Here is a 22,243-nt window from a genome sequence, read left to right on the forward strand (position 1 = left end):
CCGACAGTTTCCGCGCGCCGCCGGTCCGTGTGGTGCGCGGGGCGGGATGCGGAGGCGGGGCCTACCCTGGACCAATGCACCCGCAGCCGCTCGTGCCGGAGCCGCCGGAGGACCCCCAGGGTCCCTCGGGCGTCGCGTCGCGCCCCGAGCCGGCCGAGGAGCCCGCTGACCAGGCCGGACATCCCGAACCCGCCACCTGGCCTGCGCTGCCCGAACCGGTGCGCGAACGCATCGCCGAGCTCGCCGCGGCCGCCGTCGCCAAGCTGTCCGCCACCGACGTGCCGCGCCAGCTGCGGCCGGTCGCCAAGTTCGCCCCGGCCAAGCGGGCCAAGCTCGGCGGCGCCGCCCTGCTCGCCGCCCTCGGTGACTCCTCCCAGTTCCGGACCGCGGTCATCGAGTGGCTGCGCGAGCACCGCACCGACGCCCTCGACCCCAACGCCACCGACTCCGTCGCCGCGGCGGCCGCCGCCGTCCTGCTCGGCGAGTCCGGGGCCGCCGGGCGCGTCCGGCTGGTCGCCCGGAACGCCGAGGAAAACGCCCTGCGCGCCGAACGCGACGCCGCGCTGGCCCGCAGCCAGCGGCTCGAAGCCGAGCTCGCGCAGGTCCGCGCCGAACTCGCCGAAGCGAAACAAGCCGCCGAAAACGCCCGCGGCGAGCGAGAGGGCGAAGTCGAGAAGCTCCTGAAGCGCCTTCGCGAACAAGGCGTCCAGCTGCGCCAAGCCAGGGACGCGGCCGACGCCGCGGCCGCCGACGCCGAGCGCGGTTCCGCGGCGCACCACGACGAGATCGCCGCCCTCACCACCCAGCTCGAGCGCGAACGCCAGCGCGTCGCCGCCGAGCGGGCCCGCGCCGAGCGCGCGGTCGCCGACGCCGAGATCGCCCGCCAGTCCGCGCGCGAGGCCCGGCAGGCCGACGAGGTGCGGCTCGCCCTGCTCATCGACACCATCGACGGCGCCGTCACCGGCCTGCGCCGCGAACTCGCCCTCGGCGCGCGCGGCGCCCGCCCGGCGGACATGGTCCGCGGGGCCAGCGCCGGCACCGGCCAGGGCGGCAAGATCGCCGACGTGTCCGCGCTGGACCGCTACCTCGCGCTGCCCAACGTGCACCTGATCGTCGACGGCTACAACGTCACCAAGACCGGCTACCCGGAGCTCGCCCTCGCCGACCAGCGCGACCGGCTGATCCACCAGCTGTCCGCGCTGGCCGCGCGCACCTCCGCCGAGGTCACCGTCGTGTTCGACGGCGCCGGCGTGCTCTCCGTGCCCGCCTCGGTGCCCCGCGGGGTGCGGGTGCTGTTCTCCGACCGCGGGGTGCTGGCCGACGACGTCATCCGCAACCTCGTCGCGGCCGAGCCGGCGGGGCGGCCCATGGTCGTCGCGACGTCCGACCGGGCGGTCGCGGACTCCGTGCGGGGCCGCGGCGCCCATCCGGCGCCGTCATCGGTGCTGGTCAGCCGCCTTTCGCGGGTCTGAGCCACCGAAACTGTCGGTGGTGGCGCCTACCGTCGTCCTCAGTCAGCACCGACGTGAGGAGGACACATGACCGGCACTCCCGAGCTGTCCGAAGTGGACGTCTCGCACATCGCCGTTTCGGACATCGAGAACCTGGTGGTCGATTGCGACCGCTGCGTCGTGCGCGGCATCTCGTGCCACGACTGCGTGGTGAGCGTGCTGCTCGGCGCGCCACCCGCCGTGGTGTGGGACGCCGACGAGCGGCGCGCGATCGACGCGCTGGCTGAAGCGGGGATGGTGCCGCGGCTGCGGCTGGTCGAAGAACCGATCCGGCGCACCGCCTGATTTCGACCGTTTCGTGGCGGCGCGCCGAATGGTCGATTGAATCGGTGAACGGTCGGTAGTCGAAAGCGCGCCGGTGAAACCCCAGCGTGTAACGCCCATCACATGTTTTCTCCCTCCCTGGTCCGATGGTGTTCCGCGGCGTCACTCAGCGTTTTTGGCCGACGGATGGTGGACGTGGTGGCGCTCTTTTCGTAACCTGTCCGAGATCTCGTGGCCCTCGGCCGTCTGTGGAGGCGGCGACGCGAGATCGCCGCCGGACGCAGCTTTGTCGGGAAGCTGGGAACCGGAACCACCACCGCGTGCTTCACCTGTTGCGGCTCGTGCATGTCAAAACGCACGGCCCCGGGCGCGTGGTGGCGGGACAGCGGCGAAGAGGAATCCCCGGCCTCTTCGTGCCCCGGTCCCGTCGGCGGCCGAGACGCAAAGGAGACCCGCGCGACCGTGCAGTCGCATTCCCTCAGGCGCGTGGTTTCAGGTGCCCTCGCCGCGGCCTCGGTGATCACCCTCGTCACCGTGGCGCAGCCGACGGCCACCGCCGCCCCCGTCCCCGTTCTCCAGACCCCGCCCACCGGCTCCGACGCCCTCGCCCAGTACCGCGACCTCGCCGCCCAGGCCGAGAAGCTCAACGAAGACCTGCTTTCGGCACAGGACGACCTGAAGAAGAAGCAGGGCGAGCTCGACAAGGCCAACGCCGACGTCAACGCGGCGAAGCAGCAGGCCGCCACGGCGTCCGAGAGCCAGAAGAAGTACCAGACCGAGGTCGACAAGTTCGCCGGTGCGTCGTTCACCAGCGGTGTCCAGCTGAACAAGCTGTCGGCGCTGCTGGCCGGCACGTCCACCCAGGACTTCCTCGACCGCTCCTCGGCCCTGGAGGTCATCGCGACCGGCAAGAACGCCGCGATGGGCAACCTCACCGGCGCCGTCCAGCAGGCCACCGACGCGGCCGCCAAGGCCAGCGACGCGGCGAAGCGCGCGCAGGACGCGCGGGACGCCGCGGCCAAGCTGACCGAGGACATCAAGGCCAAGCAGAAGACGCTGAACGACCAGATCAAGCAGCTGGACGCGGCCAACAAGAACCTGAGCCAGGCGGACAAGAACGCCCGGAAGGACACCGGCGGGTCCGCGCCCACCAACATCAAGGCCCCGACCGCGGCCGCCCAATCGGCGGTCGAGGCCGCGCTGAGCAAGCTCGGCAGCGCGTACGTCTACGGGGCCACCGGCCCGACCAACTTCGACTGCTCGGGCCTGACGTCGTGGGCGTACAAGCAGGCCGGGATCACCCTGCCGCGGACCAGCCGCGAGCAGTCCACCTTCGGCGCCGCGGTGCCGCGGGACCAGCTCCAGCCGGGCGACCTCGTGTTCTTCTACTCGCCCGTTTCGCACGTCGGCATGTACATCGGCGACGGCAAGATGGTCCACGCGCCCGACACCGGTGACGTCGTGAAGATCTCGCCGCTGCAGAGCCAGTACTCGGGAGCGCGCCGCCCGACGGCGTAACCCGGACAGCACGCCGAAGGGGCGGTACCGCACACGCGGTGCCGCCCCTTCGCCGTTAGCCTCTGGGGCGTGCTCAAGACCCTGCTCGTGACCAACGACTTCCCGCCGCGGCCCGGGGGGATCCAGAACTACCTGAACTCCCTGGCCACCCGGCTGCCGTCGGACGACCTGGTCGTCTACGCGCCGTCGTGGGAGTCGCGGACCGGGTCGCACGAGGAGTTCGACGCGGAGGCACCGTTCGAGGTCGTCCGGCACCCGACGTCGCTGATGCTGCCGACGCCGGACGTGCTCCGCCGGGCGAAGCAGATCATGCGCGCGCGGGACTGCGAAGCCGTCTGGTTCGGGGCCGCGGCGCCGCTCGCGCTGCTGGGGCACCCGCTGCGCCGGGCCGGAGCGCGCCGCGTCGTCGCCTCGACGCACGGCCACGAGGTCGGCTGGTCCATGCTCCCGGCGTCGCGGCAGGCGCTGCGGCGCATCGGGGACACCGCCGACGTCGTCACCTACGTCAGCCGGTACACGCGGGCCCGCTTCGCCGCGGCGTTCGGCGCGATGGCCGGGCTGGAACTGCTGCCCTCCGGGGTCGACACCGAGGTGTACCGGCCGGATCCGGCCGGGCGCGCGGAAATCCGCGCCCGGCACGGCCTCGGCGACCGGCCGACCGTCGTCTGCGTGTCGCGGCTGGTCCCGCGCAAGGGCCAGGACCAGCTGATCCGCGCGCTGCCGTCGATCCGCGAACAGGTCCCGGACGCGGCGCTGCTGATCGTCGGCGGCGGCCCGTACCGCAAGAAGCTCACGGAACTGGTCGCCGGGCTGGGCCTGGAGCGCGACGTCGTGCTCACCGGGTCGGTGCCGTGGGCCGAGCTGCCCGCGCACTACGCCGCGGGCGACGTCTTCGCGATGCCCGCGCGCACCCGGGGGAAGGGCCTCGACGTCGAAGGGCTCGGCATCGTCTACCTGGAGGCCTCGGCGACCGGGCTGCCGGTCGTGGCCGGCAACTCGGGCGGGGCGCCCGAGGCGGTGCTCGACGAGGTCACCGGGCACGTCGTGGACGGCCGGGACGTCGTCCAGCTGAGCGAGACCCTGGCCAGCCTGCTGGCCGATCCGGTGCGTGCGCAGCGGATGGGCCGGGCCGGCCGGGAGTGGGTGACGGCGAACTGGCGCTGGGACGTCATGGCGGGCCGGCTGTCCGGCCTGCTCGACGGCGATCCGGTGGCCGTCGTCCGTTAAGGCGTGTAGAGCGCGGGGTGCCGGGGATCGTCGACGCGCACGACGACGTCGGCGAGCGAACTGGGGTCCACTTCTTCCTCGTAGCGTTCGTAGGCCGGGATCGCCCAGGCCTCCGGCACGCGGCGGCGCAGCGCGGCGGGGGAGAGCCACAGGTGCACGGCCAGGTCGACGGCCAGCCCGGCGCCGAGCAGCAGTTCGCCGTCGAGGAGCACGACCCCGCCTTCGGGTAGCGGCACCCGCTCGGCGCGGGTCGCCCGGTCGCGCTCGGCGTCCCACAGCGACGGCAGGACCTCTCCGGAGCCCTTCAGCGGCTCCAGGACTTCGCGGCGGAGGGCCCCGAGGTCGAGCCAATCGGTGTAGCGGGCGTCGGGGTTCGTGCGGCCGTGTTCGAAACGCAGGGAAGCGGGACGCAGGAAGTCGCTCGCCGACACGCGCAGGGTCGCGCGGCCGCGCAGGCGCAGGGGATCGACGAGGGCGTCCGCCAGTTGCGCGGTTTCGGTCGCGCCCGCCGCGCCGTCGACGGCCACCGCGATCCGTGGCCCGGTGAGCGCGTCGATGCGCTCGGTCAGTTCTTCGGCCAGGACGGCGGGGGAGATCGGGCGGTAGCGCACGGGATCCCATCCTGCACCCGGGCCGGTCGCCGGTTTTGTCGTACCCCGGTGCGAGGATGAAGTCATGACTTCTTCAGTGGGGAAGACAGCCGATGTCGGGTGGAACATCGGCGTCTCGCGCACCTTGCCGTACCCGGCCGAGGCGGTGTGGGACTTCCTGGTCAGCCGGGAGGGCGTCGCGATCTGGCTCGGCCCCGGCGTCGAGCTGCCCCGGGAACCGGGCGCGGAGTACGAAACGGCGAACGGCACGGTCGGCGAGATCCGCAGCTTCGCCGACGGCGACCGCGTGCGGCTCACCTGGCGGCCGAGCGACTGGGACCACGACTCCACCGTGCAGGTGCGGCTGAGCGGTTCGGGAGCGAAGACGACGCTGCGGTTCCACCAGGAATGGCTTGCGGACGCGGAAGAGCGCGAGGAACAGCGGGCATACTGGCAGGACGTGACCGAGCGCGTCGTGGCGGCCTTGGCCGAGCGCTGACGCGGTGAGTTCTGGGGGGTCTGGCATGACGACCGGCGAAATCGTCGAGGTGGCGGAGGACTTCGCGCAGGACGCGCACCTGTTCGCGGAAATGCTGCGCGGGGGCGGCCCGGTGCGCCGCGTGCGGCTGCCACCGCGCGGGCTGCCGGCCTACGTGGTCACCGGGTTCGCCGAGGCGCGGGCGCTGCTGTCGGATCCGCGGCTGCGGAAGAACAGCCAGGGCATCCGCGAGGTGTTCGAAGCGAAGCTGCCGCCGGAAGCGCTGCAGAACGGACTGGGGCAGGACCTGAGCTGGCACATGCTCAACTCGGACCCGCCGGACCACACCCGGCTGCGGAAGCTGGTGAACAAGGCGTTCACCGCGCGGACGGTGGCCCGGCTGCGGCCGCGGGTCGAGGAGATCACCGCGGAACTGCTGGACGCGCTGGCCGGGCAGGAGCGGACCGACCTGGTGGCCTCGTTCGCCGCGCCGCTGCCGATCACGGTGATCTGCGAGCTGCTCGGGGTGCGCGAGGAGGACCGCGCGGAGTTCTCCGGCTGGTCCAAGACACTGCTGAGCGCGGCGGTGCAGCCGGAGCAGATCCAGGCCGCGGCGGCGAGCATGTTCGCCTACCTGACCGGCCTGATCGCCCAGAAGCGCGCCGAGCCGGCCGAGGACCTGCTGTCGGACCTGGTGCACGCGAGCGACGACGGGGATTCGCTGTCCGAGCCCGAGCTGGTGTCGATGGCGTTCCTGCTGCTGGTGGCGGGCCACGAGACGACGGTCAACCTGATCGCCAATGGCGTCCTGGCGCTGCTGCGCGAGCCGGAGCAGCTGGCCCGCCTGCGCGCGGAGCCGGAGCTGCTGCCCGGCGCGGTGGAGGAGTTCCTGCGGTTCGACGGCCCGATCCACCTGGCGACGCTGCGGTTCACCGCGGAGCCGGTGGAGGTGGCCGGGGTGACCATCCCGGCGGGCGAGTTCGTCCTGGTCTCGCTGCTGGGCGCGAACCGCGACGCGGAGCGGTACCCGGAGCCGGACAAGCTCGACATCACCCGCGCGGCCGGCGGGCACCTGGCGTTCGGCCACGGGATCCACTACTGCGTGGGAGCGCCGCTGGCCCGGCTGGAAGCGGAGATCGCGATCGGCGGCCTGCTGGAGCGGTTCCCGGACCTCGCGCTCGACGCCAAGCCGGATGAGCTGGTGTACCGGACGAGCTCGCTGGTCCACGGCCTGGAAGTGCTGCCGGTCCGCCTCTGAGCCGCACCGCGGTCGTGAGTGGCAAAGCGGGTTAGAACCCTCCTTACCACTCACGACCGGGTGCGGACGGGCGTGGAGCCGCCTGCCTCCGCGGCTCGGGGCGGGGGAGGCCGTGTCGTAGGCTCCGCCTTCCTCCCCGCCACCACCCTCAACGGAGGCGCTTCGCGCCACTGTTTTAATGCGAGGATGGACTCCGCCGACCTGCTCGCCCTCGACGCCCAGCACGTCTGGCACCCGTACGCGCCCATGCCCGCGAAGGTGCCGTCCCTGCTGGTCACCGAAGCGAGCGGCGTCCGGCTGACGCTGGCCGACGGGCGCGAGCTCGTCGACGGGATGTCCTCGTGGTGGTCGGCCGTCCACGGGTACCGGCACCCGGTGCTCGACGCCGCCCTCGCCGCCCAGGCCGGGCGGATGAGCCACGTCATGTTCGGCGGGCTCACCCATGAGCCCGCCATCACCCTCGCCAAGACCCTCGCCGACCTCAGCCCCGAGGGCCTCGAGCACGTCTTCCTCTGCGACTCCGGCTCCGTCTCCGTCGAAGTCGCCGTCAAGATGTGCCTGCAGTACCAGCGTTCCCGCGGGCGCACCGGCAAGCACAAGCTGCTCACCTGGCGCGGCGGCTACCACGGCGACACCTTCACCCCGATGAGCGTCTGCGACCCCGAAGGCGGCATGCACTCGCTCTGGCGCGGGGTGCTGCCCGAGCAGATCTTCGTGCCCGCGCCGCCGTCCGGTTTCGACACCCCGCCCGATCAATCCTATGTGGACATCCTGGCCGCGGAAATCGAGCGGCACCAAGGCGAACTCGCCGCCGTGATCGTCGAACCCGTGGTGCAGGGCGCCGGCGGGATGCGGTTCCACCACCCCGCCTACCTGCGCGCCCTCCGCGAAATCACCGAAGCGCACGACGTGCTGCTGATCTTCGACGAGATCGCGACCGGCTTCGGCCGCACCGGCGCCCTGTTCGCGGCCGAACACGCCGGGGTCACGCCCGACGTCATGTGCGTCGGCAAGGCGCTCACCGGTGGCTACCTGAGCATGGCCGCCGCCCTGTGCACGCCGGAAGTCGCCGACGGCATCGCCCGCGGCGAACTGCCCGTCCTCGCGCACGGCCCGACCTTCATGGGCAACCCCCTCGCCTCGGCCGTCGCCAACGCCTCCCTCGGCCTCCTCGCCGACGGCCGCTGGCGCAAGGACGTCACCCGGATCGAAAAGGCCCTGCTCGACGGGCTGGCCGCGGCGCGAGACCTGCCCGCCGTCACCGACGTGCGGGTGCTGGGCGGGATCGGCGTGCTACAGCTCGACCACCCCGTCGACATGGCCGTCGCCACCGACGTCGTCACCGCGCACGGTGCTTGGCTGCGGCCGTTCCGGGACCTCGTCTACGCCATGCCGCCGTACGTTTCGACTGACGACGACCTCGCCGTGATCACCCGCGCGATGCTCGCGGTCGCCGAAAAGGCCTGAATTCAGCACATCGGGTGTGACCACCGGCACACCGAGACCCGAAGGTCCCTCACCGTCGCCCTGCGTGGCAGAGCATGATCGAAACCACGCGAACGGTCGAGGCGGTAAGTGTGAAGAAGCCGGGAAACCGGTCCGTCCTGTGCCCGTGCGAACGCGAGAAATGCTTGCGTAGCGGACTTTTCGCCCATTTTCGGCGATCCTGCCCCCATGATCGAGATCGTTCGTGGCGAACACGACACCGGACCCCCGAAGCCCGCCCCGCACCTGGAGAACCTCAAGCACGACTTCCTCGCGTCGATCGTCGTCTTCCTCGTCGCCGTCCCCCTGTCCCTCGGCGTGGCCTTCGCCGCCGGGGCGCCGTTGCTCTCCGGCCTGATCTCCGCCGTCGTCGGCGGGCTGGTCGCGAGCCTCTGCGGCGGATCGCCGCTGCAGGTCAGCGGCCCCTCCGCCGCCCTCACCGTGGTGCTGGCCGACACGATCGCCACCCACGGCTGGCCCGTCACCTGCGCGATCACCGTCGCCGCGGGCCTGTTCCAGATCCTCTTCGGCCTCACCCGGGCCGCCCGCGCGGCGCTCGCCGTCTCGCCGGCCATCGTGCACGGCCTGCTCGCCGGCATCGGCGTCACCCTGGTGCTCGGGCAGCTGCACGTCGTCCTCGGCGGCTCGGCGCAGGGTTCCGCGCTCGCCAACGTCCTGGCGCTGCCGGGGCAGGTGGCCGCGCACCACGACCAGGCCGTGCTGATCGGCGTCGTCACCCTCGGCGTCCTGCTGGCCTGGCCGCGGCTGCCGAAAGCCGTCCGCCGGGTGCCCGCGCCGCTCGCCGCCGTCGCCCTGGCCACCGGCCTGTCCGTCGCGACCGGCATGAGCCTGCCGCGCGTCGACCTCCCCGCCGGGCTGCCGGCCCTGCACATCGTCCCGCGGCTGCCGGACGGCGGCTGGGGGAGCTTCGCCGTCGCCGCGGTCACCATCGCGCTCATCGCCGGCCTGGAGAGCCTGCTGTCCGCGGTCTCGGTGGACAAGCTCCGCGGCGGCCCGCGCACCGACCTCGACCGCGAACTCATCGGGCAGGGCGCGGCGAACGTCGCCGCCGGCGCGCTCGGCGGGTTCCCCGTCACCGGCGTCATCGTGCGCAGCATGACCAACTACGAGGCCGGCGCGCGCACCCGCGCGTCGTCGATCCTGCACTGCGCCTGGATCCTCGCCGCCTGCCTGCTGCTCACCGGCGTGCTGCGGCTGATCCCGCTGGCCGCGCTGGCCGCGTTGCTGGTGTACGTCGGCACGAAGCTGGTGAACCTCCACCGGCTCAAGGAGGTCCGCCGGCACGGCGACCTGCCGGTGTACGTCGTCACGCTGGCCGGCGCGGTGGCCGTCAACCTGCTCACCGGGGTGGCGGCGGGGATCCTGCTGGCGCTCGCGCTGATGCTGCGGCGGATGATCTTCTCCGGCATCCACGTCGAGCAGGACGGCGACCGCCACCGCGTCGTCATCGAAGGCGCGCTGACGTTCCTGTCCGTGCCGCGGCTGACCCGCGTGCTCGCCGGGGTGCCGCCGCACGCCGAAGTCACCCTCGAGCTGCTCGTCGACTACCTCGACCACGCCGCGTTCGACTGCCTGCGCGGCTGGCAGCAGGCGCACGCGGGGCCGGTCACCGTCGACGAGATCGGGCACCCCTGGTTCGAACGCGGCCGCTCGGGTGAGCCGACCGTGCGCCGCAGCGTCGCCGCGCGCGTGGTGCCGCGGTGGCTCGCGCCGTGGTCGCAGTGGCAGGCCGAGCACGTCGTGCTGCCGGTCCAGCGCACCGCCAGCTCGCTGCTGTGCCGCGGTGCTTCGGAGTTCCAGCGCCGCACGGCGCCGTTGCTGCGCGAGACGTGGGACGGGCTGGCGCACGGCCAGCAGCCGCACACGCTGTTCATCACCTGCGGCGACGCGCGGATCGTGCCGAACCTGATCACCACCAGCGGGCCGGGCGACCTGTTCACCGTGCGGAACATCGGCAACCTGGTGCCGCCCGCCGACGGCACGGACTCGTCGGTCGGCGCGGCGATCGAGTACGCCGTCGGCGTACTGGAAGTCGCCGAAATCGTGGTGTGCGGGCATTCCGGCTGCGGCGCGATGAAGGCGCTGCTCGGCCGGGCCCCGGACGGGTTCGACCAGCTCGGCAGCTGGCTGCGGCACGGCGAAGCGACGCTCCGGCGCCGCAGCCGCGAGGCACCGCTGCTGGTCGGCGGCGAGCGGCCGGCCGCCGAAGCCGACCAGCTCGCGCTGCAGAACGTCGTGCAGCAGCTGGAAACCCTGCGCGGCTACCCGGTGGTCGCCGCCGCACTGGACCGAGGTGCGCTGCGGCTCACGGGGATGTACTTCGACGTCGGTGCCGCGCAGGTGTCCCTTTTGGACGATGCGGCACGCGGGTTCGTCCCCGCGGGGGCGCTGGAGCACTGATCCCCGGCGAGCGCCCCAAGGCCACCTTGGGGCGCTCGCCGACCGGACGAAAACCCTTGTATAGCCCCGAGTTTATCTATCGCTTGATCGAAAAGCTTCTGTTTCCAGCGTGTTAACGGCATGTCCGATTTGTGACAAAAGGGTGAAATATCGCCAGTCCTTCACTCGAACGGGTGGAACATAGCGGACATTTCACTCGATTTCCGGTTGCATGGCGATCATGAGACCCCTCGCCGTGCTCCGCCACGACCTGCCGGCCTCACTGGTCGTCTTCCTCGTAGCAGTCCCCCTGTCCCTCGGCATCGCCCTCGCTTCGGGCGCCCCGGTCGCCGCCGGGCTGGTCGCCGCCGTCGTCGGCGGCATCGTCGCCGGCGCGCTCGGCGGCTCCGCGCTCCAGGTGAGCGGGCCCGCCGCCGGCCTGACCGTGGTGATGGCCGAAACCATCCAGACGTTCGGGTGGGCGGTCACCTGCGCGATCACCGTCGCCGCCGGCGCGTGCCAGATCCTGCTGGGGCTGAGCCGCATCGCGCGGGCCGCGCTGGCCATCTCGCCGGCGATCGTGCACGGCATGCTGGCCGGTATCGGCGTCACGATCGTGCTCGGCCAGCTCCACGTCATCCTCGGCGGCAAGGCCCAGAGCTCGGCCGTGGAGAACGTCGCCGAGCTGCCCGCCCAGATCGTCGCCCACCACGACTCGGCCACCATCGTCGGCCTGCTCACCATCGGCCTGCTGCTGATCTGGCCGAAGCTGCCCTCCGTCGTCCGCAAGGTGCCCGGGCCGCTCGCCGCGATCGCGGTGGCGACCGTGGTGTCGGTCGCCTTCGGGATGACGCTCCCGCGCGTCGAACTGCCCGGCGACCTGCTGAACGTCCACCTCGTCCCGCAGCTGCCGGACGGCTGGGGCGGATTCGCCCTCGCCGTCGTCACGATCGCGCTGATCGCCAGCGTGGAGAGCCTGCTTTCGGCGGTCGCGGTCGATCGCATGCACACCGGGCCGCGCGCCAACCTCGACCGCGAGCTGGTCGGCCAGGGCACCGCCAACATGATCTCCGGCGCGCTGGGCGGCCTGCCCGTCACCGGCGTCATCGTCCGCAGCTCCACCAACGTCGCCGCCGGGGCGAAGTCCCGGGTGTCGGCGGTGCTGCACGGCGTCTGGGTGCTGCTGTTCGTCGTCCTGCTCGCCGGGCTGATCGAGAGCATCCCGCTGGCCGCGCTGGCCGGGCTGCTGGTGCACGTCGGCGCGAAGCTGGTCAACCCCGGGCACATGAAAACCGTGCTGGCGCACGGGGATCTGCCGGTGTACCTGCTCACCCTCGGCGGGGTCGTGGTCTTCGACCTGCTGACCGGCGTGCTCGCGGGCATCGGGCTGGCGGTGGTGCTGATGCTGCGGCGCACGGTCTGGTCGGGCATTCATGTCGAGCGCGAGGGTGAAGACTGGCGCGTCGTCGTCGAAGGCGTCCTGACGTTCCTGTCGGTGCCGCGGCTGTCGAAGGTGCTCGGGAGCATCCCGGGCGGGGTGACGGTGCGGCTGGAGCTGGTCGTGGACTACCTGGACCACGCGGCGTTCGAGAGCCTGCACACCTGGCAGACGGCGCACGAGCGGGCGGGCGGCACGGTGGAGGTCGACGAGGTCGGCCACCCGTGGTTCGGCGAGGGCAAGGCGGGCCGTCCCACGCGGTCCCGGATCGCCGCGCGCCGGGCGGTGCCGCGCTGGCTCGCGCCGTGGTCGGAGTGGCAGGCGGCGGAGGGGGTCGACATCCCGGCCCAGCAGACCCGCCGCGGCGCCACGGAGTTCCACCGCCGGGCCGCGCCGCTGCTGCGCGACACCCTGTCGGGCCTGGCCGACGGCCAGCGCCCCCGCACGCTGTTCATCACCTGCGGCGACTCGCGGATCGTGCCGAACCTGATCACCACCAGCGGGCCGGGTGACCTGTTCACCATCCGCAACATCGGCAACCTGGTCCCGCCGGGGCAGGCCGACGCGTCGATGAACGCGTCGATCGAGTACGCGGTGGGCGTCCTCGGGGTGGCGGAGATCGTCGTCTGCGGCCATTCCTCCTGCGGCGCCATGGCGGCGCTGGCGGACGGCCCGCCCCCGGGGCCGTTGTCGGCCTGGCTGCGCCACGCGGAGCCGAGCGCGCACCGGCTGGGTTCGGCCACGCTGGACGGCGCCGTCCCGGATCGGGAGGGCGACCGGCTGGCGCTGCACAACGTGCTCCAGCAGCTGGAGCACCTGCGCGAGTACCCCTCGGTGGCGGCGGCGGAGTCGGCCGGGAAGCTCCAGCTGACGGCGATGTACTTCCACGTCGGCAACGCGCAGGTCTACCTGTTCGACGCCACCGAGCGGACCTTCCGCCCGGCCGGGGCGCCGGTGGTGGTGCCGGGCGCCTGACCTGCGCGGCTCGGCTCGTGAGTGGTAAGGCGGGTTAGAACCCGCCTTACCACTCACGACCGGCTGCGGCAGAGCGTTGACCACGGCCCGCGTGCGCAGCCGGGCAGGGAGTCACTATGTTGATGGCCCGTGACCATGCTGGTGATGACGGGGACCGGGACCGGGGTCGGCAAGACGATCACCACGGCGGCGATCGCGGCCCTCGCGGCGGCCGGAGGGCAGCGGGTGGCCGTGCTGAAGCCGGCCCAGACCGGGGTGCGGCCCGACGAGCCCGGCGACCTCCAGGACGTCGTGCGCCTCGCGGGGCCGGACGTCACCACGCGCGAGCTGCGCCGCTACCCGGATCCGCTCTCCCCGGAAGCGGCCGCCCGGCGCAGCGGCCTGCCCACGCTCGATCCCGGCGAGATCGCCCAGGCCGCCTCCGACCTCGACACCGCCCACGACCTGACCCTGATCGAGGGCGCCGGCGGGCTGCTCGTGCGCTTCGACAGCGCCGGGGCTAGCCTCGCCGACGTCGCCTGGTCGCTCGGCTCGCTCGTGATCATCGTGGCCGAGGCCGGTCTCGGCACGCTCAACGCCACCGCGCTCACCGCCGAGGTCGCCGGCAAGCGCGGGCTGACCGTCGCCGGCGTGATCATCGGCGCCTGGCCGGCCGAGCCGGACCTCGCGGCGCTGTCCAACCTCGAAGACCTGCCGGTCGCGGCCGGTGCGCCCCTGCTCGGCGTGCTGCCCGCCGGCCTCGGCCAGGCCTCCCGCGAGGACTTCCTGGCCGCCGCGCGCGCCGGGCTCTCGCCGTGGTTCGGCGGCGAATTCGACCCGGAGCTGTTCGCCGGGTGCGCTTCCGCCGGGAAGTGACCTGCATCGCTGTCCCCTCGACGCCGCTTCGTGCACGATGAGGGACGTTTGCCGCACCACCTCGATCAAGGAGCGCCCGTGACCGCAGTCCCGGACACCGATGTCCTCACCCTCGCGCGCGAGCAGGTCCTGGAAAACGGCGTCGGCCTGGGTGAACAGCAGGTCCTCGACGTGCTGCGGCTGCCCGACGAGCGGCTGCCCGACCTGCTCGCCCTGGCGCACGAGGTGCGGATGCGCTGGTGCGGGCCCGAGGTCGAGGTCGAGGGCATCATCAGCCTCAAGACCGGCGGCTGCCCCGAGGACTGCCACTTCTGTTCCCAGTCCGGCCGCTTCCCGACGCCGGTGCGCTCGGCGTGGCTCGACATCCCGAACCTGGTCAAGGCCGCCCGGCAGACCGCCGAAACCGGCGCGACGGAGTTCTGCATCGTCGCCGCCGTCCGCGGCCCGGACAAGCGGCTGCTCTCGCAGGTCCGCGAGGGCGTGCGCGCCATCCGCGAGGACGGGAACGACATCCAGATCGCCTGCTCGCTGGGCATGCTGACGCAGGAGCAGGTCGACGAGCTCGTCGACATGGGCGTCCACCGCTACAACCACAACCTCGAGACGGCGCGCTCGCACTTCCCGTCGGTGGTCACGACGCACACGTGGGAAGAGCGCTGGGAGACCTTGCGCATGGTCGCCGACGCGGGGATGGAGGTCTGCTGCGGCGGCATCATCGGCATGGGGGAGACGGTCGAGCAGCGCGCGGAGTTCGCGGTGCAGCTGGCGTCGCTGAACCCGGACGAAGTGCCGATGAACTTCCTCATCCCGCAGCCCGGCACGCCGTACGAGCACTACGAGATCGTGGAGGGCCGCGACGCGCTGCGGACGGTCGCGGCGTTCCGGCTCGCGATGCCGCGCACGATGCTGCGCTTCGCCGGCGGGCGCGAGCTGACGCTGGGCGACCTCGGCGCGGAGCAGGGCATGCTCGGCGGGATCAACGCGATCATCGTCGGCAACTACCTGACCAACCTGGGTCGGCCGGCTTCGGCCGACCTGGAGATGCTGGACGAGCTCAAGATGCCCATCAAGGCGCTCAGTGACAGCCTCTGACGCACCGGAGTTTTGTGTCCACTGTGGACAATCGTCGCCGGGTGGGGCGGACCACCCGGCGTGCCACAACCCGCGGACGGCGCTGGAGCCGCCGCGGTACTGCACGTTCTGCGCGCGCCGGTTGGTGGTCCAGGTGAGCCCGCTCGGCTGGACGGCCCGCTGCAGCCGGCACGGGGAAACAGCGAGCGGCTGACGGGTAACGAACCAGATCGTTCATAAAGGCGCGGCTGGCGACCGACAAGGGTCGGCGACACGGCCAGCGGCTCACGGCGCCCACGCACCGACCGGTTACGCTCGGTGGGCACAACCGCAGGAGGGAGTCCGGGTGAGTGAGTCGTCGGGGCCCGCGCACCGGCCGTCGGCCGTGGCCGGGCCGTGGTCGGTGCCCGTGCTGTTCCGGGAGCGGCGGCCGCGCGTCGTCGTGAAAGCCGACCTGCTGCCCGCCGTCAGCGTCCTGGGCGTCCTCACCCTGCTGAGCTTCCCGCTCGCCTTCGCCTGGTCGCGGCTCGCGCCGCCGGAGCGGGTCCGCATCGTCGACGCCGACGGCACCCAGGGCGCCCTGGAGCTGGAGAGCTGGCACCGCTTCGACGACCTGGCCGTCTTCGGGTTCCTCCTGCTCGGCCTGGGGATCGTCGTCGGCGTCGTCGTCTGGCTGCTGCGCGAACGGCGCGGCCCGGTGGTGTTCCTCGCCGCGGTGGCCGGCGTCGCGCTCGCCGGGGCCCTCGCCAAGCTGCTCGGTCCCACCTGGGCGAACATGCACTACACCATCACCACCCCGCCCGCGCTGGGCGCGGTGATCGAACTGGCGCCGCGCCTGGAGTCGTGGTGGGTGGTGCTGACCGGCCCGCTCGGCGTGTCGATCGCCTACAGCCTGCTGGCCACCTGGAACGGGCGCGACGACCTGGGCCGCCGCCTCGGCTGACCGATTTGCCCTAGGCTGGTGACCTCGACTACAGGGGGGATCCAGGAGTGACCGAGGACATCGAGGTTTCGCGGCACAACGCCGTCCGCTTTCCCGGCATCAGCCCGCGCGCGTACGAGCACCCGGTGGACCGCGGCGCGCTCGCCACGCTGCGCGCGGTGCCGGGTTTCGCCCAGGTCGTCAAGACGGTTTCGGGCTTCTACAACGAACGCGGCGAGCGGCTGATGGCGCTGGCGTCGTCGATCCGTGTCGGGCCGAAGCAGTACCCGGAGCTCGAGCGGCTGCGCCACGAATGCGCCGAGACGCTCGACCTGCCCGCGGTGCCGAACCTGTTCGTCTTCCAGGACCCGCGGATCCGGGCGGAGACGGTCGGCATGGACGAGCCGTTCATCCGCGTCAGCACCGGGCTCGTCGAGCTGATGAACCAGGAGTCGCTGCGGTTCGTGCTCGGGCACGAGATGGGGCACGTGCTGTCCGGGCACGCGGTCTACCGCACGATCATGGTGCGCCTGATCGGCCTGCAGCTGGCGATGTCGTGGACGCCGGTCAGCGCGCTCGGCATCCGCGCGATCATCGCGGCGCTGCGGGAGTGGTTCCGCAAGGCCGAGTTGTCGTGCGACCGGGCCGGCCTGCTGTGCAGCCAGGACCCGACGGCGGCGTTGCGCGCCCAGATCCAGGTGGCGGGCGGCATCGACCCGGCCCGCATCGACGTCCCGTCGTTCCTGCAGCAGGCCGCCGAGTACGAGTCGGTCGAGGACATCCGCGACAGCTTCCTCAAGCTCAAGTCGGTCGAGACGGAGTCGCACCCGTTCGCGGTGGTCCGCGCGGCGCAGCTGCAGAAGTGGGCGGCCTCGGAGAACTACCGCGCCATCCTGGCCGGCGACTACGCGCGCCGCGATTCCGACACCCCCACGGCGGACTGGAAGGACGACCTGAAGTCGGCGGCCCAGTCGTACAAGGAATCGTGGAACTCGTCGACGGACCCGCTGACGAAGGTGTTCAGCGACGTCGGTGAAGCGGTTTCGGGCGCGGCGGGCAAGGTGTGGAACAAGTTCGGCAACGGGAACGGCGGCGGTTCGGAGTCCTGATCCGCTTTGCTGCCCAGAGCCAGGGTCAGTTCAAGCTGGCCGGGCGGCTGAGGTCCGTCAGCTCGCCCGGCGGCAGGGGCACCGCGCCCAGCGTGTTGAGAAAGCCCGTCTCGCGCGTCAGGAGGCGGCAGGCGATGCGGAGCCGGCGCAACGGGTGGCGTTCCTCCAGCAGGCGCTGGCGGTCCTCCAGGGGCAGCAGGCAGTCCGCCGCCAGCGTGTAGGCCAGCTCGGCGATCGTCGTGTCCGGGTCGGGGGCGTGCCAGTCGTCGCTGTGCCAGGCCGTTTCGCAGTACCTCTGGTGGGCCGCGCGGGCGACCGTGGCCAGGCGCTCGGCCATGCCGCCCGCCGGGGCGACCGGGTCGTCGTCGACCCACTCCACCGAGGCGATCAGGTACGGCGCCGACACGCAGTCGAGCTCGCGCAGGCGGAAGCGGCGCCGGGCCTCCGTCACCACGTCGAAGCGGCCGTCCGGCAGGCGCTTGGCCTCGCGCAGGACCGTGCTGCAGCCGATCTCGTACAACTGGTCCAGACCACGGACCTCGCGGGTCAGCGACGAGCGCAGCGCGACCACGCCGAACTCGCGGTCCGGCACCGTGCCGCTCACCAGGTCCGCCGTCAGCTGCCGGTAGCGCGGTTCGAAGATGTGCAGCGGGAGCTTGGTGCCGGGCAGCAGCACGGTCTGAAGCGGGAACAACGGCAGGATCGTCGTCGTCGCGTCGCTTTCCGGTTCCGGCTCGGTCACGCGTCCACCGTAAGGGCAGAACGCCGCCGCCGCAGGATGGTCACCGGTTGGGTGGTTTGAACACCGCAAAGGGGTCGGTGATCTGCATGCCCTTGCCGGCGAAGGAGAACAGGGCCGCCGGTCGCCCGCCCGCGCGGCCCGGCGGTGCCGTGTGGCCGGTGGGCACCAGCAGCCCGCGCCGGGACAGCACCCGCTGCAGGTTGGTCGCCGAGACGCGGTAACCCAGCGCCGCCGAATACAGGCCGCGCAGCGCGGAAATCGTGAACTCGTCGGGGGCCAGTGCGAAGCCGAGGTTGGTGTACGACAGTTTCGACCGCAGCCGGTCGCGGGCGCGCAGCACGATCGCCTCGTGGTCGAACGCCGTCCTCGGCAGCGAGGCGACGTCGTGCCACTCGGTGTCCTCGGGCACCTCGGGGTCGACGTCCGACGGGACGAGCCCGAGGAACGCCGTCGCCACCACGCGCGGCCCCGGCACCCGGTGCGGGTCGCTGAACACCGCCAGCTGCTCGACGTGCTTGAGCTGCCGGACGTCCACCTTCTCGGCGAGCTGGCGCCGGATCGACGTCTCGACGTCCTCGTCGGGCCGCAGCCGGCCGCCCGGCAGCGACCAGCGGCCCAGGTGCGGGTCGAGGGCCCGGCGCCACAGCAGCACCCGCAGTGTGTCCGAGCGCACTTGAAGGACCGCGCCCAAAACCTCGTGGGCCAGGGGGGCCTGGGTGTTAAGATGACTTCGCACGGTTTTCGATTGTAAGGCGAAAACCGGAGACAGGTCCAGGAGGGCCAGCATGACTTCGACGCTCGATCAAGACCTCACCCCCTACGGCGGGGTCGAGGCGAACGCGGCCTGGGCGGAGGAGGTGCGGCGCCTGGCGAAGCAGCGCGACGCGGTCCTGCTCGCGCACAACTACCAGGTGCCGGAGATCCAGGACATCGCCGACCACACCGGCGACTCCCTCGCGCTCAGCCGCATCGCGGCGAGTAGCGACGCCTCCACCATCGTCTTCTGCGGCGTGCACTTCATGGCCGAGACCGCGAAGATCCTCGCGCCGGAGAAGACGGTGCTGATCCCGGACGCGCGGGCCGGCTGCTCGCTGGCCGACTCCATCACCGGCGCCGAGCTGCGCGCCTGGAAGGCCGAGCACCCGGGCGCGGTGGTCGTCTCCTACGTCAACACCACGGCCGAGGTCAAGGCCGAGACCGACATCTGCTGCACGTCGTCGAACGCGGTCGACGTCGTCGCTTCCATCCCGGCCGACCAGGAGGTTCTCTTCCTGCCGGACCAGTTCCTCGGCGCGCACGTCAAGCGCGTCACCGGCCGGGACAACGTCCACGTCTGGGCGGGCGAGTGCCACGTCCACGCGGGCATCAACGGCGCCGAGCTGGCCGAGCGCGCCGCGGCCGACCCGGACGCCGACCTGTTCATCCACCCCGAGTGCGGCTGCGCGACGTCGGCGCTCTACCTGGCCGGCGAGGGTGCCGTGGCGCCGGACCGGGTCAAGATCCTTTCCACCGGCGACATGGTCCACGAGGCCCGCGACACGAAGGCCAAGACCGTGCTGGTGGCCACCGAGATCGGCATGATCCACCAGTTGCGCAAGGCCGCGCCGGGCATCGACTTCCGCGCGGTGAACGACCGCGCGTCCTGCCGGTACATGAAGATGATCACGCCCGCCGCGCTGCTGCGCTGCCTGCGTGACGGCCTCGACGAGGTCCACGTCGACGTCGAGACGGCCGCTCGCGCGCGGGCTTCCGTGCAGCGGATGATCGAGATCGGGCAGCCCGGCGGCGGCGAATGACCACGCCGGTTAATGACCCACGGGCGAAAACCCCGGTCTGGGAAGCTCGTGCCGATCTGGTCGTGATCGGCAGCGGGGTCGCGGGGCTGACCGCGGCGCTGCGCGCGCAGGCGCTCGGGCTGCACGTCCTGGTGGTCACCAAGGCCGCCGTCGCGGACGGCAACACGCGCTGGGCCCAGGGCGGCGTCGCCGTGGTCCTGGCGGACCAGCACGACCTCGGCGACTCGGTCGCCAAGCACGCGGAGGACACCCTCACCGCGGGCGCCGGCCTCTGCGACGAGCCGGCGGTGCGCTCGATCATCGACGGCGGCCCGGCCGCGGTCGCCCGGCTGCGGGCGGACGGCGCGAAGTTCGACGTCGCCGCCTCCGGGCTGCTCGCGCTGGGCCGCGAGGGCGGGCACAGCGCGTTCCGCGTGATCCACGCGGGCGGCGACGCGACCGGCGCCGAGGTCGAACGCGCCCTGGTCGCGCAGGCCGGGCGGGCGGGGGTGCCGGTGCTGGAGCACCACATCGCGGTCGACGCGCTGCTCACCCCCGGCGGACGGGTCGCCGGCGTCACGGTGCTCGACCGCCACGGCGTGCCCGGCGCCGTCCGCGCCTCGGCCGTGCTGGTGGCCAGCGGCGGGATCGGGCAGCTCTACCAGGCGACGTCGAACCCGGAGATCGCCACCGGCGACGGGCTCGCGCTCGCGCTGCGGGCCGGGGCGGCCGTGGCGGACATCGAATTCGTGCAGTTCCACCCGACCGTGCTCTACACGCCGGGTGCGCGCGGCCGCTGCCCGCTGGTCACCGAGGCGGTGCGCGGCGAGGGCGCCACCCTGGTCGACGGCGCCGGCCTGCCGGTGATGCGGGGCGTGCACCCGCTCGGCGACCTCGCGCCGCGTGACGTCGTCTCGGCGGCGATCACCCGGCGGATGGCGACCGCGCCCGGCGGCGTCGACGACCACGTCTTCCTCGACGCGACCGGCGTCGAGGGGTTCGCGCAGCGCTTCCCGACGGTGTTCGCCGCCTGCGCGGCGCTCGGCCTCGACCCCGCCGTGGACCCGATCCCGGTCACCCCCGCGGCGCACTTCTCGTGCGGCGGTGTGGTGACCACTGTGGACGGACGCTCGTCGGTGGCCGGGCTCTACGCGGCCGGCGAGGTCGCGCGGACCGGGCTGCACGGCGCGAACCGGCTGGCGTCCAACAGCTTGCTCGAAGGACTGGTCGTCGGGCAGCGCGTGGCCGAAGCGGTCGCAGCGGACCTCGCGGCCGGGCTGCTGGCCGACCCGGCCCGCGGGCGGCTGCCGTCGCGGACCACCGCGCCGGCGGCCGAGCGCGACTCCCTGCAGCGGGTGATGAGCCGGTACGCGGCCATCGGACGCGACGCCGACGGGCTGGCGGCCGCCGGTTCGGTGCTCGACCTGTCGCTTTCGGACACTCCGTTGTGGACGCACGCGGGTGTCGAAGACGCGGCGCTGACCGTGGTGGCGCAAGCGCTGCTCGCCGCGGCCGTCCGGCGCACCGAGTCGCGGGGCTGCCACGTGCGGACCGACTTCCCGGCCCGCGACGACGGCTGGCGGCGCAGCCAGCTCATCCGGCTCAGCCCGTCCGGTCAGCCCGTGCTGGCCGACCCGATCGCACTGGAAGGCGTGGCATGACGTTCCCGATCTCCGACTCCGTCCGCCGCCTGATCGCCGCTTCGGGCCTCGACGTCGACGACGTCGAGCGCGTGGTGTCCACGGCGCTGGGCGAGGACCTGCGGTACGGGCCGGACGCGACGACGGCGTCGACGGTGCCGGCCGACGCGGCCGCGGTCGCCGAGCTGACCCCGCGCGTGGACGGGGTGGTCGCCGGGCTGCCGGTGGCGCTCGCGGTGTTCGACCTGGTCCTGGGCGACGGGTACGAGGTGCTGGCCCGGCGCGAGGACGGCGACCGGCTGGTCGCGGGGGAGCCGGCGCTGGTGCTGGCCGGCCCGGTGCGCGGCCTGCTCACCGCCGAGCGCACGGCGCTGAACCTGCTGTGCCACCTCTCCGGCGTCGCCACCGCGACCGCCGCCTGGGTGTCCGAAGTGGACGGCACTGGCTGCGCGATCCGGGACTCCCGCAAGACGTTGCCGGGGCTGCGGCTGCTGCAGAAGTACGCCGTCCGCTGCGGCGGCGGGGTCAACCACCGGCTCGGCCTCGGCGACGCGGTGCTGATCAAGGACAACCACGTCGTCGCCGCGGGGTCGGTGACGGCGGCGCTGGCCGCGGCCCGGGCGCACGCGCCGGAACTGGCCTGCGAGGTCGAGGTGGACACGCTTGCGCAGCTGGAGGAAGCCCTGGCCGCCGGGGCGGACGAGGTGCTGCTGGACAACTTCACGCCGAAGGAGTGCCGCCGCGCGGTGGCGCGCCGCGACGAAGTTTCGCCGAAGACGCGGCTGGAATCCTCTGGTGGACTCACCCTCGACCGTGGTAAGGCCTACGCACTGTCCGGTGTGGACTACCTGTCGGTGGGCGGGCTGACCCACTCTTCACCGGCGTTGGATCTGGGCATGGACCTTCGCTGAGCCGGCGTTCCGGGCTAGACTGGCGGTGGCGGACTTCCTTGTCCGCCACCGTCTTTCGGCTTCGGGGGTGCGGG

General features: G+C 72.6%; 20 protein-coding genes. 17 read left to right on the forward strand and 3 right to left on the reverse strand.

Annotated features, from left to right (window positions below):
• Positions 1-74 precede the first annotated feature (74 nt).
• From ACFPLC_RS25835 to ACFPLC_RS25850, 4 genes are all read left to right on the forward strand, one after another.
• Positions 75-1,472, forward strand: a complete 1,398-nt coding sequence (locus tag ACFPLC_RS25835) for an NYN domain-containing protein (protein WP_378235937.1) — start codon at positions 75-77, stop codon at positions 1,470-1,472.
• Positions 1,473-1,538: 66 nt separating this feature from the next.
• Positions 1,539-1,796, forward strand: a complete 258-nt coding sequence (locus tag ACFPLC_RS25840) for a hypothetical protein (protein WP_378203491.1) — start codon at positions 1,539-1,541, stop codon at positions 1,794-1,796.
• A 441-nt stretch (positions 1,797-2,237) separates the two neighbouring features.
• Positions 2,238-3,293 carry a C40 family peptidase gene (locus tag ACFPLC_RS25845; protein WP_378203489.1) on the forward strand — a complete coding sequence of 352 codons (1,056 nt, stop codon included), beginning with the start codon at positions 2,238-2,240 and terminating at the stop codon, positions 3,291-3,293.
• A 69-nt stretch (positions 3,294-3,362) separates the two neighbouring features.
• On the forward strand, positions 3,363-4,520 hold the full coding sequence (locus ACFPLC_RS25850; RefSeq protein WP_378203486.1) for a glycosyltransferase family 4 protein: 1,158 nt from the start codon (positions 3,363-3,365) through the stop codon (positions 4,518-4,520).
• Here the strand turns inward: ACFPLC_RS25850 and ACFPLC_RS25855 are convergent.
• Positions 4,517-5,131 (reverse strand): nucleoside/nucleotide kinase family protein, encoded by a 615-nt coding sequence (locus ACFPLC_RS25855; protein WP_378203483.1) that lies wholly within the window; start codon positions 5,129-5,131, stop codon positions 4,517-4,519. The two genes, ACFPLC_RS25850 and ACFPLC_RS25855, sit on opposite strands and share 4 nt — an antisense overlap.
• Positions 5,132-5,195: 64 nt before the next feature.
• Between ACFPLC_RS25855 and ACFPLC_RS25860 the strand changes: the two genes are divergently transcribed.
• The 10 genes from ACFPLC_RS25860 to ACFPLC_RS25905 all read left to right on the forward strand — a co-directional run bounded on the left by ACFPLC_RS25860 (position 5,196) and on the right by ACFPLC_RS25905 (position 17,101).
• The gene (locus ACFPLC_RS25860; RefSeq protein WP_378203480.1) at positions 5,196-5,609 is read left to right on the forward strand and encodes an SRPBCC family protein; all 414 of its coding nucleotides are present in this window, start codon (positions 5,196-5,198) and stop codon (positions 5,607-5,609) included.
• A gap of 25 nt (positions 5,610-5,634) precedes the next feature.
• On the forward strand, positions 5,635-6,846 hold the full coding sequence (locus tag ACFPLC_RS25865) for a cytochrome P450 family protein (RefSeq protein ID WP_378203478.1): 1,212 nt from the start codon (positions 5,635-5,637) through the stop codon (positions 6,844-6,846).
• Between the two features lie 186 nt (positions 6,847-7,032).
• Complete coding sequence (locus ACFPLC_RS25870) at positions 7,033-8,313, forward strand: adenosylmethionine--8-amino-7-oxononanoate transaminase (RefSeq protein ID WP_378203475.1); 1,281 nt, start codon at positions 7,033-7,035, stop codon at positions 8,311-8,313.
• A 207-nt stretch (positions 8,314-8,520) separates the two neighbouring features.
• A complete protein-coding gene (locus ACFPLC_RS25875; RefSeq protein ID WP_378203472.1) occupies positions 8,521-10,752 on the forward strand; it encodes a bifunctional SulP family inorganic anion transporter/carbonic anhydrase in 2,232 nt (743 codons plus the stop codon).
• 211 nt (positions 10,753-10,963) lie between these two features.
• Positions 10,964-13,144: a SulP family inorganic anion transporter gene (locus ACFPLC_RS25880; protein ID WP_378203469.1), complete on the forward strand. Its 2,181-nt coding sequence runs from the start codon at positions 10,964-10,966 to the stop codon at positions 13,142-13,144.
• Between the two features lie 135 nt (positions 13,145-13,279).
• Positions 13,280-13,999: a dethiobiotin synthase gene (gene bioD / locus ACFPLC_RS25885; RefSeq protein ID WP_191316715.1), complete on the forward strand. Its 720-nt coding sequence runs from the start codon at positions 13,280-13,282 to the stop codon at positions 13,997-13,999.
• Positions 14,000-14,077: 78 nt separating this feature from the next.
• Positions 14,078-15,091 carry a biotin synthase BioB gene (gene bioB, locus ACFPLC_RS25890; protein ID WP_378203466.1) on the forward strand — a complete coding sequence of 338 codons (1,014 nt, stop codon included), beginning with the start codon at positions 14,078-14,080 and terminating at the stop codon, positions 15,089-15,091.
• A complete protein-coding gene (gene bsaP, locus ACFPLC_RS25895; protein WP_378203463.1) occupies positions 15,078-15,284 on the forward strand; it encodes a biotin synthase auxiliary protein BsaP in 207 nt (68 codons plus the stop codon). Before bioB ends, bsaP begins: the two co-directional genes overlap by 14 nt.
• A gap of 132 nt (positions 15,285-15,416) precedes the next feature.
• Complete coding sequence (locus tag ACFPLC_RS25900) at positions 15,417-16,013, forward strand: DUF2567 domain-containing protein (RefSeq protein ID WP_378203460.1); 597 nt, start codon at positions 15,417-15,419, stop codon at positions 16,011-16,013.
• A gap of 47 nt (positions 16,014-16,060) precedes the next feature.
• Positions 16,061-17,101, forward strand: coding sequence for a M48 family metallopeptidase (locus ACFPLC_RS25905; RefSeq protein ID WP_378203457.1), 1,041 nt, complete (start codon positions 16,061-16,063; stop codon positions 17,099-17,101).
• Positions 17,102-17,126: 25 nt separating this feature from the next.
• On the opposite strand, the gene ACFPLC_RS25910 is transcribed toward ACFPLC_RS25905, so the two are convergent.
• Both ACFPLC_RS25910 and ACFPLC_RS25915 read right to left on the reverse strand, forming a co-directional pair.
• Positions 17,127-17,843 (reverse strand): LON peptidase substrate-binding domain-containing protein, encoded by a 717-nt coding sequence (locus ACFPLC_RS25910; RefSeq protein ID WP_378203454.1) that lies wholly within the window; start codon positions 17,841-17,843, stop codon positions 17,127-17,129.
• Positions 17,844-17,883: 40 nt separating this feature from the next.
• On the reverse strand, positions 17,884-18,516 hold the full coding sequence (locus ACFPLC_RS25915; protein ID WP_378203451.1) for an NUDIX hydrolase: 633 nt from the start codon (positions 18,514-18,516) through the stop codon (positions 17,884-17,886).
• A 112-nt stretch (positions 18,517-18,628) separates the two neighbouring features.
• On the opposite strand from ACFPLC_RS25915, the gene nadA reads away from it, so the two are divergent.
• From nadA to nadC, 3 genes are read left to right on the forward strand one after another with little or no spacing between them, the layout of a single operon-like run.
• On the forward strand, positions 18,629-19,639 hold the full coding sequence (nadA, locus tag ACFPLC_RS25920) for a quinolinate synthase NadA (protein ID WP_378203448.1): 1,011 nt from the start codon (positions 18,629-18,631) through the stop codon (positions 19,637-19,639).
• Positions 19,636-21,279 carry an L-aspartate oxidase gene (locus ACFPLC_RS25925; RefSeq protein ID WP_378203445.1) on the forward strand — a complete coding sequence of 548 codons (1,644 nt, stop codon included), beginning with the start codon at positions 19,636-19,638 and terminating at the stop codon, positions 21,277-21,279. The genes nadA and ACFPLC_RS25925 overlap by 4 nt, the downstream gene beginning before the upstream one ends.
• Positions 21,276-22,169 carry a carboxylating nicotinate-nucleotide diphosphorylase gene (nadC, locus tag ACFPLC_RS25930; RefSeq protein ID WP_378203442.1) on the forward strand — a complete coding sequence of 298 codons (894 nt, stop codon included), beginning with the start codon at positions 21,276-21,278 and terminating at the stop codon, positions 22,167-22,169. Before ACFPLC_RS25925 ends, nadC begins: the two co-directional genes overlap by 4 nt.
• The last annotated feature ends 74 nt before the right edge of the window (positions 22,170-22,243 follow it).

Origin of the sequence: Amycolatopsis plumensis, from assembly GCF_042652605.1 — a bacterium.
Classification (GTDB): domain Bacteria; phylum Actinomycetota; class Actinomycetes; order Mycobacteriales; family Pseudonocardiaceae; genus Amycolatopsis; species Amycolatopsis plumensis.